The 11,438-nt window shown below is 62.9% G+C and carries 9 protein-coding genes and 1 pseudogene; 4 read left to right on the top strand and 6 right to left on the bottom strand.

Annotated elements, in window-relative coordinates:
- Nucleotides 1–1,510 (bottom strand): annotated as a pseudogene (locus ACFC3J_RS14340) (AAA family ATPase); the annotation flags it as partial.
- Nucleotides 1,511–1,732: 222 nt separating this feature from the next.
- Here ACFC3J_RS14340 and ACFC3J_RS14335 point away from each other — a divergent pair.
- The 3 genes from ACFC3J_RS14335 to ACFC3J_RS14325 are packed head-to-tail and all read left to right on the top strand — an operon-like array spanning nucleotide 1,733 to nucleotide 4,067.
- Nucleotides 1,733–2,734: a zinc-binding alcohol dehydrogenase family protein gene (locus ACFC3J_RS14335; RefSeq protein ID WP_375196839.1), complete on the top strand. Its 1,002-nt coding sequence runs from the start codon at nucleotides 1,733–1,735 to the stop codon at nucleotides 2,732–2,734.
- Nucleotides 2,731–3,507, top strand: a complete 777-nt coding sequence (locus ACFC3J_RS14330) for an SDR family oxidoreductase (protein WP_375196838.1) — start codon at nucleotides 2,731–2,733, stop codon at nucleotides 3,505–3,507. The genes ACFC3J_RS14335 and ACFC3J_RS14330 overlap by 4 nt, the downstream gene beginning before the upstream one ends.
- 53 nt (nucleotides 3,508–3,560) lie before the next feature.
- Nucleotides 3,561–4,067, top strand: a complete 507-nt coding sequence (locus ACFC3J_RS14325) for a nuclear transport factor 2 family protein (protein WP_375196837.1) — start codon at nucleotides 3,561–3,563, stop codon at nucleotides 4,065–4,067.
- Between the two features lie 35 nt (nucleotides 4,068–4,102).
- On the opposite strand, the gene ACFC3J_RS14320 is transcribed toward ACFC3J_RS14325, so the two are convergent.
- Genes ACFC3J_RS14320 through ACFC3J_RS14300 form a run of 5 tightly spaced genes read right to left on the bottom strand, consistent with a single transcriptional unit; the run spans nucleotide 4,103 to nucleotide 10,387 of the window.
- The gene (locus ACFC3J_RS14320; protein ID WP_375196836.1) at nucleotides 4,103–4,930 is read right to left on the bottom strand and encodes an SDR family NAD(P)-dependent oxidoreductase; all 828 of its coding nucleotides are present in this window, start codon (nucleotides 4,928–4,930) and stop codon (nucleotides 4,103–4,105) included.
- Entirely contained in the window at nucleotides 4,927–5,805 is an 879-nt protein-coding gene (locus ACFC3J_RS14315; protein WP_375196835.1) for a MaoC/PaaZ C-terminal domain-containing protein, read from the bottom strand. The genes ACFC3J_RS14320 and ACFC3J_RS14315 overlap by 4 nt, the downstream gene beginning before the upstream one ends.
- Before the next feature lie 23 nt (nucleotides 5,806–5,828).
- Complete coding sequence (locus tag ACFC3J_RS14310) at nucleotides 5,829–6,986, bottom strand: acyl-CoA dehydrogenase family protein (RefSeq protein WP_375196834.1); 1,158 nt, start codon at nucleotides 6,984–6,986, stop codon at nucleotides 5,829–5,831.
- Nucleotides 6,983–9,151: a 3-hydroxyacyl-CoA dehydrogenase NAD-binding domain-containing protein gene (locus ACFC3J_RS14305; RefSeq protein WP_375196833.1), complete on the bottom strand. Its 2,169-nt coding sequence runs from the start codon at nucleotides 9,149–9,151 to the stop codon at nucleotides 6,983–6,985. The genes ACFC3J_RS14310 and ACFC3J_RS14305 overlap by 4 nt, the downstream gene beginning before the upstream one ends.
- A gap of 33 nt (nucleotides 9,152–9,184) precedes the next feature.
- Nucleotides 9,185–10,387 carry an acetyl-CoA C-acetyltransferase gene (locus ACFC3J_RS14300; RefSeq protein WP_066562992.1) on the bottom strand — a complete coding sequence of 401 codons (1,203 nt, stop codon included), beginning with the start codon at nucleotides 10,385–10,387 and terminating at the stop codon, nucleotides 9,185–9,187.
- A gap of 154 nt (nucleotides 10,388–10,541) precedes the next feature.
- On the opposite strand from ACFC3J_RS14300, the gene ACFC3J_RS14295 reads away from it, so the two are divergent.
- The coding region (locus ACFC3J_RS14295; RefSeq protein WP_375196832.1) for an AMP-binding protein at nucleotides 10,542–11,438 on the top strand (897 nt) is incomplete at its 3' end.

Here is an 11,438-nt window from a genome sequence, read left to right as displayed (position 1 = left end):
AATGATAAAGTTCCCGCCGCGCCGACATGAGCTGCGCCAGCAAGGTGCAGCTGAGGTAGGCGTGACTGTCGGCCAGTTCGGCGAGCAGCGGCTCGGAGTCCGCCTCGACCCTGACCATGTCGTCGCGCGCCGCCGCCAGCATCACGAAGCGATGGCGGATCAGCAGGTCAAGCTGCTCGATTTCATGTGCGGGCAGGGACTGCGCCTCGCGCCGGGCTTCACAGGCCTGCCTCGCGGCGGAAATCAGTCTGTCCGCCGAAGAAAATGCCAGTTGGCGGATACGTCTCCACGCCAGCGCCAGCAGCAGGTTGGGACGTTCGGCCAGGATCGGCCAGGGCAGTTCCGCGCCCAGTTCGTCGATGCGATACAGATATCCCGAATAGGTCAGTCCTTCGGCCAGACGATCCAGCTGGTCGGCGAGAAACGCCTTATCGCCGCTCAGCCGCGCATGTTCGATCGCCGTGATAAGCTGCCCATTTTCCGCAAAATGGTCGCTCGCCCGTCGATGCATGACGGCGGCACGGCCAGGCGCGCGTTCCATGAGCCTGCCGAGGACCATTTCACGAAACAGCCGGTGATAGGAATAGCGGCTATGTTCCTGATCGATGGCATGCAGAAACAGACCTTCGCGGAAGACATGGTCCAGCATCGCCCGGGAATTTTCATCCTCCATTACTGCCGCGCAGGCGGATGGGGTCAGTTCGTCGAGTATCGAGGTGTCGACCAGAAAGCGACGGACATCGTCCGGCTGCAGGCTCAATACTTCATCATGAAAATATTCGGCGAATTCCGGCCGGAGGCCCGTCAATCGAAGATTTCCAGCGCCTTCGCCGGCACGACGATAGAGGTCGCATGCGATCACAATACCGGAAACCCAGCCCTGTGTATCACCCACTATGTCCTGTAGATCGCGCGAATCCACCGGCGTTCCGATCGACCGGGTGACCAGTTCGGTCGCTTCCGTCAAAGTGAAGGAAAGATCGGCGACCCCCACTTCGACCAGAAATCCGAGCGCGCGCATGCGCGCCAGCGACAGTCCGACCGTCCCACGCGCGGCAATGATGATGGTGAGCGCATCCCGCGCGCTGGACGACAATTGCGCCACAAATTCAAGGATCGGTTTGGCCAGCAACTGCGCGTCATCAATGATGATGACGGGTCGCACATCCCCCATCATCGCGATGATGGACAGCCAGCTTTCATCGGATGCGTTACTTTTCAGGTCTTCCCACGGCAGGCCCGCGACGATCCCGGCGGCCTTCAACGCCTGGAGAAACGACTGCTTGCTTCCTAATCCCGCCCGCGCCGCCAGCCAGAGAACGGGACGCCCCCGGGCCTTGAGTTCATCCGCCCAGAACAGCATGGCCGTTGTCTTCCCGCTTCCGGCGGGGGCGGACACGGCCGTCATGCGCGACTGAGCCACTTTGTCGGTCAACGCCACCAGCGCGGCGCGCCGGATTGGGCTATGCGTCGACCGGGGCGGCAAGATGGTTGTCGGCACAACGGTCATGCTGTTCTCTCCTGAGCACGCGCCTTCGCACGATTCGTTTTATTGTGTGAAATATATTCTGAGCGATGAATCTATAAACGCAATCCCTTTTTCCTATCCACAGATAGGTTCCCAATGAGCCGGAAAAATGTCCAGCTTCGGAACGGAAAAGCCGGGGCCGTCACGCAAGGGTTGTTGCCACGCAGCTCGCGGCGCCAGGCAGGATATTAGGAAAGGTTGACCATGAAGGCCCTTTATCTCGAACGGACCGACGGCCCTGAATCCGTTGCGGTGGCGGAAGTCGAAACGCCGGTGCCCGGTCCGGGAGAGGTGCGCGTCGCACTGCGGGCGGCGTCGATCAACCATCGCGAACTGTTCATCACGCATGGTCAATATCCCGGCATGACTGTGCCGATCACGCTGGGCTGCGATGGCGCGGGCGTCGTCGACATGATCGGTGAGGGCGTGACCGGCGTCAGCGAAGGCGATGAGGTCGTTCTGTATCCCGCGCGCAACTGGGGGCCGAACCGCCATGCGCCGGCCGCCGATTTCGGCCTGCTCGGCATGCCCTTTGCCGGCACGATCGCTGAATATATCTGCGTGCCGGTCGACAATCTGGCGCCCAAGCCCGCCTTCATGAGCTTCGAGGAAGCCGGGGCCATGCCCCTGACGGCGTTGACATCCTGGCGCGCGCTGATGTTCAAGGGCCGGCTGGAGGCGGGGGAAACCTTGCTCATCAGCGGCGTGGGCGGCGGCGTTGCGACATTCGGCCTTGCCTTCGCCGTCGCCAAGGGCGCCAATGTCTATGTCACCGGCGAAAATCAGGACGTGATCGATCGGGCCGTGGCGATGGGGGCCAAGGGCGGCCTGCTCTACACCGATCCCGACTGGCGCAAGCAGGTCGGCAAGCTGACCGGCGGCATCGATGTGGTGCTGGACGGTGCGCCCTCGCCCAGCTTCGCCAATTATGTCCGCGCCATCAATCCGGGCGCGCGCATCGTCATCTATGGTTCGACCGCCGGCAATGAGATCAAGTTCAACGCGACCGACATCTTCCTGAAGAGCGCCAGCATCGTCGGCAGCCAGGTCGGCGACCCGCAGGACTTCAAGGACATGCTCGCCTTTGCCGAAAAACATGAAATCAAGCCGGTGATCGAGGCGACCTATCCGCTCGCACAAGCGAAGGAAGCGCTTCTGCATCTGCGCGACCAGCATAAGTTCGGCAAAGTCGTGGTGACGATGTGAGCGATCTGTTCAGCCTGACCGGCAAGAAGGCGCTGGTCACCGGCGGCGCGCAGGGGCTGGGCCGCATGATCGCCGAAGGTCTGCTGCGGGCCGGGGCGACGGTCGCGATCACATCGCGCAAGGCCGACATTTGCGAAGAGGCCGCCCGGGAAATGGCGGCGCTGGGACCGTGCATCCCCCTCCCCGCCGACCTGTCGACACCCGAGGCTGCGGTCGATCTCGTCGCCCGTTATCGCGATGCGGTCGGCGCGTGCCACATATTGGTCAATAATGCGGGCAAGACCTGGGGCGGGGCGATCGACAACTTCCCCGACAAGGCCTGGCCCGGCGTGATGGCCGTGAATGTCCAGACGCCCTTCACCATGATCCGGGAACTGCTGCCGGAACTGGGCGCTGTCGGGACGCCGGACGATCCGGCGCGGGTGATCAACATCGGTTCGGTCGCGGGCATGAAGACGGAGCGGCTCAGCGCGTACAGCTATGCCGCGAGCAAGGCCGCGGTCCATATGATGACGCGCGATCTGGCGGGCGATCTGGCGGAACGCAACATCACCGTCAATGCGGTCATTCCCGGCTTCTTCCCAACCAAGATGACGGCGCATATGCGGGACGAGGATCAGGTCGATCCTGCCCTGCTGGCGCATATTCCGCTCAAACGTCTGGGTTCGCCGGACGATATTGCCGGCATCGTCATTTTCCTGTGTTCGCGCGCGGGCGCCTATGTCACCGGCGCCCAGATTCCGGTCGACGGCGGGGTGGTCGGCTGCGGTTGAAAGGAACCAAAGATCACGACCACCCTCGCGGTCGGTAAAGAAGGGTATTTGCCATGACGATCGACCTCCTCATGCTGGCGGATCGCCTCGCGATCGAGGAATGCATCTACCGCTACGCCCATCTGGTCGATTCGATGCAATATCATCGCATCGCGGAAGAAATATTCACGCAGGACGGCTCGATCGACTTCGGCAGCGCGCGATCCGTGGGGCGAGAAGCCATCCATGCCCAGTGCATGGGCTATCAGGGCGCACTGATGGGCTGTTCGCATAATATCACCAATCTGGTGATCGAAGTGCAGGGCGACGAAGCCCGCGCGGCCAGCCGCGTCATGGCCTGGCAGTGGTTCGCGATCCCCGGCGCCGATCCCCTGCGCCCGACAGACCTTCTGGCGGTGGGCGGCTATGAGGACAGGCTGCGGCGCACGGCCGAGGGATGGCGGATATATGAGCGACGGGGCATCAATTTCGGCACCGGCATCGGGGCGGGATCAGTGCCCGATCCGATGCGTCCCATCTTCGAAGGCATGCAGGGCCGAACGCCGAGCTGGCCCGCCTGAACAAGGGCGGGCGCAAGGGCCCGCCCCGCTTCCACTCAGAGTTTCCAGCCCCCGCCCGCGACAATCACCTCGCCCGTGATATAATCCGCTTCGGGCAGGCACAGCAGGTAAACGGCCCCGGCCGCTTCTTCCGGTGTTCCGGCACGGCCCAGCGGGATGCCCTTTTCCATGGCTTCCAATATTTCGTCGCTGACGCCGGCCTTGATGTCCCGGCCCTTGACGTTGATGGTCGAGCTGCCCGCCTCGCCGGCGGTCATGCGGGTCATGATGGCGCCGAAAGCCACGGCATTGACGGTGACATTGTACCGCCCCCATTCCTTCATCACCGTCTTGGTGAGGCCGACAATCCCCGCCTTGCCCGCCGCATAGCCCGACTGCCCGGCATTGCCGCCAAGCCCGGCGACAGAGGATATATTGATGACCGTCCGGCGCCTGGCCCGGCCGTGCTCCGCAATCTCGTTCTTCGCCGCGGCGGCGATCACCGGCTGCGCGGCGCGCAAAATGCGGAATGGGGCATTGAGATGCACGTCGAGCATGGCCATCCACTGCTCGTCGCTCGTCTTCTGAAGCACGGAATCCCACGCATATCCCGCGTTGTTCACGATGATGTCGATCGTTCCGAAATGCGCGATCGCCGTTCCAACAAATTTGTCGCCGAAATCGGCTTCCGTCACATCGCCCACGCACACCACGGTGCGGACGCCCAGGCTTTCGATTTCGCTTGCCGTCGCCTTCGCCACATCCTCGTCCAGGTCGTTCACCACGACATGAGCCCCGGCGCTGGCGAGTTTCAGCGCAATGGCCTTGCCAATGCCACGTCCAGAGCCGGAAACCAGTGCAATCTTACCGTCCAATATCTTCACTTCAATGCGTCCCGTTCTTCCTTGAAACCACCGATGCGCGCATGTCCGCCATCGATCACAATCCTGTTCCTGTCGGGCACGCTCGCCCGGAATGATATTTCATCGCCGCGGCGCCAGACCTCCGTCCGGACCGTTTCCCCCGGCCAGACCGGCGCGGTAAACCGGACCCGCATTTCGGTCAAAGAAGCCGGATCGCCGTCACAGCACAGATGGGTCAATGCGCGGCCGACCAGCCCCATGGTGGCAAGCCCATGCAATATCGGCCGATCGAAACCGGCCGCCTGCGCCGTGCCCTGATCAATATGCAGAGGATTGCGATCGCCGGTCAGGCGATACAGCATTGCCTGATTGGACGCCGTCGGCAGGTCGAGGAACGCGTCCGTTGGCCGCTCCGGCATGACGACCGGCTCCGACCCGTCAAGATCGCGCGCGCCGCCAAAACCACCTGCATCCCGCAAGACCCACACTTCCTCCATTTCGGCGATCAGCCGGTCGGTGGGCGTGGTGAGCACGCGTTTCGCCCGCACAAGCGCGGGCTTGCCCACCCCCTTGTCTGCGAGACCGATAATCTCGATCCGGCCATTGACCAGTTGCCCCAGTTCGAGTGGACGAAACAGTTTCAGCGTCTGCTCGCCATGCAGAATGCGCGGCCAGTCCCAGCCAAGTTCCGGCGCCATGGGCCAGAATCCGGGAGTCCCCAGAACCAGCGCCATGGTCGGCAGCACGGCCAGATCACGCTCGAAGATCAGATGCTGCTCGTCTATGGCTTCCAACCCGGCACCGACCCCCAGCGCATAGAGGATCGCCCCGCGCGGGTCGCAGACATCCTGCGCTTCGGGCACCCGGAAACGGCGCAATTGTTCGACGTTCAGCATCCGACTTATCCCTGGTTCAGCCGTCAGGACAGCTTGCGCTCGTCAAGCCCCAGTCCGCGACCGATGATTTCACGCATGATTTCCGAAGTACCGGCAAAAATGCGGCTGATGCGTGCGTCGGTATACATGCGGGAAATGCGATATTCCTCCATATAACCCGCGCCGCCGTGGAGCTGAACGCATTCGTCCATCACCCGACCTTCCAGTTCGCTCGCCAGGAGCTTGGCCGAAGATGCGTCCTCCGCCGTCAGCTCCCCGGCATTGAGCAGCAGCACGCACTGGTCGACATAGGTCTGGATCGCGTCCAGTTCGGCCCGCATCGACGCCATCTTGAACCGGTTGTTCTGAAAGGCCCCAATCGGCTTTCCGAACGCCTTGCGCTCCTTCACATAATCCAGCGTGATGTCGAAGGCGGTCTGCGCTGTCGCCATGAATCCGATCGCGGCCACCAGCCGTTCCTGCGCAAGAAAGCGCGCCAGATATTTGAAGCCCTGCGTCGGATCGCCCAGCACATTCTCCTTGGGCACCTTGACGTCGTTGAAGAAAAGCTCCGCGGTGTCCTGCGCCTTCATGCCCATTTTGGCGAGCTTGCGGCCGCGCTCGAACCCTTCCATGCCGCGCTCGACGACGAAGAGCCCGAGGCCGTGACGGCTGTTCGGGTCGGTCCGCGCGGCAACAATCACCAGATCGCTGAGGATGCCGTTGGAGATATAGGTCTTCGCGCCATTGAGCAGCCAATGATCGCCCTTGTCGATTGCGTTGCTGCGCATGCCGGCAAGATCGCTGCCGGTCGACGGTTCGGTCATCGCGACGGCGAGGATCTTCTCGCCGCTGACGATGCCGGGCATCCAGCGGTCCTTCTGCTCCTCGGTGCCGAGCTTGGCGATATAGGGCGCGACCAGATCATTATGGAGATTGATGTAGAAGCCTATGTCGCCATGGCGCATATTCTCCTCGATGATGATCTGTTCAAAGCGGAAATCGTCGATGCCCGCCCCCCCATATTTCTCATCCGCCCAGGTGCACAGCAGCCCCTGCCCGCCGGCCTTCAGGAACAGTTCCCGGTCAACCATGCCCTGTTCACGGAAGCGTTCGGCATGGGCGCCGACTTCGGCGCTCATGAACTTGATGACGCTGTCGCGGAATTGCTCATGTTCCGGCTCGAAAATCAGGCGCCTCATGCCGGGATCGGCTCCTTGACCGTCGCGCCCTCAGCAGACGCATAAAAGGGTTCGGCTTTCGCCGCCTTGTCGCGCAGCCATGCCGACGGCAGGAAGCGGGGGCCATAAAGCTGGGCGAGACGGTCGGCTTCCTTGACGAAGGCTTCGATCCCCACCGTGTCGATGTAGCTGATCGTGCCGCCGGTCCAGCTCGGGAAACCCCAACCATAAATGGCGCCCAGATCTGCGTCCTGCGGCGTCTCCAGCACATTTTCCTCAAGACAGCGCGCCGTTTCCATTGCCTGCGCGTAGAGGTAGCGTGTCTTGAGTTCCTCGATATCCCAGCCCTCCTTGACTGGGAAATGCTCGGCCAGGCCTTTCCAAAGATGCTTTTTGCCGCCGTCGGGATAGTCGTAGAAGGCGCCGCCGGTCTTGCGCCCCGACCGACCGATCTCGTCCTTCATCCGGCGCATCACGGGGACGCCCGCCGGAGGCGTATATTTGTCGCCTTCCTCGGCAATGGCCTGATCCACGATCTTGAGCGGCAGATCGAGCGTGAGTTCGTCCAGCAGCGCCAGCGGGCCGACCGGCATTCCGACCGCCTTGGCGGCATTTTCGATCACCGCCGGCGGCACGCCCTCCGCCAGCATGGCAGCGCCTTCGTGGATCAGCATCTGGAAGACGCGGCTCGTGTAGAAGCCACGGCTGTCATTGACGACGATCGGCGTCTTGCGCAGCTGCGCGATGAAGTCGAGCCCCTTGGCCAGCGTTTCCTTGCTGGTCTGCTTGCCCATGATGACTTCGACCAGACCCATGCGGTCGACCGGCGAGAAGAAGTGCAGACCGATGAACTGGTCGGGGCTCCGCGACGCCTGGGCGAGCTGCGAGATCGGCAGGGTCGAGGTGTTGGACGCGAAAATGGCCTGTGCCGGCAGCACCGCTTCAGCCTTCTTCGTGGTTTCGGCCTTGATCGCCGTATCCTCGAACACAGCTTCGACCACCATGTCGCACCCATCGAGCAGCGCGAAGTCGTCGGTCGGGGTGATGCGGGCGAGGACGGCGTCCGCCTTGTCCTGCGTCAGCTTGCCCTTTTCGACCAGCTTGCCCAGCACCTTGGCCGAATAGTCCCTGCCCTTCTGCGCCGTCGGGACATCGCGGTCGATCAGCACGACGTCGATACCCGCATTGGCCGACGCGAACGCGATGCCCGCACCCATCATGCCAGCGCCCAGCACGCCGACCTTCTTGGCCTCGAACTTGGGGAAGCCTTCAGGGCGACGCGCGCCCTTTTCGGCCGCCAGCTTCGAAATGAAGGTGGTGCGGATGATGTTCCGCGCGACCGGATCGGTCAGCAACTTGGCGAAATATTTGCCCTCGACCGCCAGCGCCTTGTCGAAGGGCAACTGCATGCCGTGGAACACCGAGTTCAGGATCGCGGCGGGCGCGGGTTGATTGTAGCCGACCTTGGCGAGACCACCGGTATACATCATGTAGGCGGCCGAATCCTCGGGCACGGTCAGGCCCTTTTTTTGCGGCGGCGTCCAACCCTTGACGTCCCAGGGCTTGACCGGATCCGGGCCGGTGTCGAGCCACGCCCTGGCCGCATCGATCAGCCTGTCGGCAGGGACAACCTCATCCACGATCTTGAGCTTGAGTGCCTCCTGCGGCGCGACCGAACGGCCCGACAGCAGCAGGTCGAGCGCGGTCTTCATGCCCGCGATGATGCCGAGCCGCACCGTGCCGCCCGATCCGGGCAGCAGGCCGACATTGACTTCGGGCAGGCCGACCTGCGCCTTGGCATCATCCACCAGGATGCGGCGGTGGCAAGCCAACGCCAGCTCGAACCCACCGCCCAGCGCCAGGCCGTTGATCGCCGCCACCCAGGGCTTGCCTGATTGCTCGATGGCGCGGTGCATGTCGGTCGCGCGCTTTGAAAAGGCATAGGCTTCCTGCGGCGTCAGCGTGCCGAACCCGTTCACCAGTTGCTTGAGGTCCGCACCGGCCATGAACGTCTTCTTGCCGGACGTCAGGATGACGCCCTTGATGCTGTCGTCCTCGGCAATCTGCTTGGTCGCCGCTTCCATGTCGGCGATGAAAGCATCGTTGACGACGTTCATCGAGCCTTCGGCGTCGAGGGTCAGGATCGCAAAGCCGTCCTCGGCCTTTTCCAGTCGCATAGTCTTCATGGGATGTCCCGCTCTATAGTTTGGTATGCGCGCTTAGACGCGCTCGATGATGGCAGCCGTGCCGAGGCCGTTGGCCGCGCACAGGGTGATGAGGCCGGTTTCCGCGTTCCGCCGCTCCAGCTCGTCCAGCACGGTGCCCAGAATCATGGCGCCGGTCGCGCCCAGCGGATGGCCCATCGCGATTGCACCGCCATTGACGTTGATCTTGTCGTCGGGGACGTTCAGTTCCCGCTGGAAGCGCATGACGACGCTGGCGAAGGCTTCATTCAGCTCCCACAGGTCGATGTCCTTCTCGGTCATGCCGGCCGCCTTGAGCGCCTTGCGCGACACCGCCCCCGGCGCCGTCAGCATGATCGTCGGCTCCGACCCGATATTGGCGTAGGAACGGATGCGACCACGCGGCTTGAGCCCAGCCTTTTCCCCAAATTCCTTCGACCCGACGAGAACCAGGCCCGCGCCGTCGACGATGCCCGAGCTGTTGCCGCCATGGTGGACATAGTTCAGATCTTCGATTTCGGGATATTTGGCCTTCGCCACCGCCTCGAACCCGGCCTTGCCGAACCCTTCGAAGGCGGGCTTGAGCTTGGCAAGGCTTTCCACCGTGGTGCCGGGGCGCATATGCTCGTCATGGTCGAGCACGACTTCGCCCAGCACATCCTTGACCGGCACGATCGAGTTTTTGAAAAAGCCGTTTTCCCACGCATGGGCGGCCTTGCGCTGGCTCTCGACGGCGAAATTGTCGACATCCTCGCGCGTGTAGCCATCGAGCGTCGCGATCAGGTCCGCGCCGATGCCCTGGGGCGCATAATAATTGCTGAAGGCAACCGACGGATCGGACGTCCACGCTCCCGAGTCATAGCCCATGACAGTGCGGCTCATCGACTCGACGCCGCCGCCGATACCCGCCTGGATCATGCCGGAATGCACCTGCGCCGCGATCAGGCTGACCGCATCGAGACCGGTTGCACAGAAGCGATGGATCTGCTGCCCCGCGACGGTCTGGGCATAGCCTGCCTGCAACACCGCCGCGCGGGCCAGCACCCCGCCCTGCTCGCCGACCGGCTGGGCCATGCCGATGATCACATCGTCGAGCAGCCCGGTGTCGAGATCGTTGCGGCTCTGAAGCGCCTTCAACAGCTGCGTCGCCATTTCGACCGAGGTGATCTCATGCAGCGCGCCATCAGGGCGGCCCTTGCCGCGGGGCGTCCGTACATGATCGTAGACATAGGCTTCCATCGTGAATTCCCGACCAGTGATGCAAAAATCTCTGCACCTGCTCTTGGAGCCGGAAGACAAAGCTGCACCTATCCAACGAAAGGCGCAGACAGGAGCGATGGCTGCAATCTGATCGTCATCGACAGCTGACCGGCATTTTTAGGAGCGGACATCCGTGGTCACACAAGGCGAAGATTGCGCCCCATTCCGTATCTCTGCAACCACCCTGGGCGATCTGCTTCTCAAAGGATGGGACAAGGCGCCCGACAATGAAGCATTGGTTTTTCCGGGGGAACGCAAGACATATGACGATGTCGTACAAAGCGTCCTAAGACGCGCGCGCGGGCTGAAGGCGCTCGGCATCCAGCGCGGCGACCATGTCGGCATCCTGCTGCCGTCGAGCATCGAATTTGTCGAAACGCTGTTCGCCAATGCGATGTGCGGCGCCGTCTCCGTGCTGATGAACGCGCGCTACAAGGCGCCCGAAATGGCCTATGTCGCGGAAAATGCCGATCTGGCCGCGATCATCACCAATGACATGGTCAGCGAGCATATCGATTTCGGCCACCGGCTGGTGGAGGCCTTCCCCGACCTGCCCGATGCCACCGACCCTGCCGCCCTGACGCTCGCCGGCGCGCCTCTGCTCAGGCGGATCGTCATGCTGGGCGGGCGTTCGGTCCCCGGTTTCATCGATCAGGCAACCTTCGACGCGGCGGTGCAACAGGTGGACGAGGCCGATATCCACGCCTCCCGCCTGACCGTCAGAGTCCGCGATACCGCGATGATCCTTTATACGTCGGGCACCTCGGCCAATCCCAAGGGGTGCCTGCTCAGCCACGAGGCCGTCACCCGGGAGGCATCGAATCTCGCCCGCTATCGCTGGTCCTTCCAGCCCGACGAGCGCGCCTGGTCGCCGCTGCCGCTGTTCCATATCGCCGCGATGCTGTGCATGCTCGGCGCGATCGACGTGGGGGGCACGTTCATCGGCCAGCCGCATTTCGATGCCGGAGAGAGTCTCAGGCAGATCGAGGAAGAAGGCGTGACGATGATGTTCCTGCCCTTCGTCACCTTC

This window comes from Sphingobium sp., assembly GCF_041987595.1.
In the GTDB taxonomy this organism is placed as follows: Bacteria; Pseudomonadota; Alphaproteobacteria; order Sphingomonadales; family Sphingomonadaceae; genus Sphingobium.
This window is presented reverse-complemented; position numbering and strand designations above follow the sequence as displayed.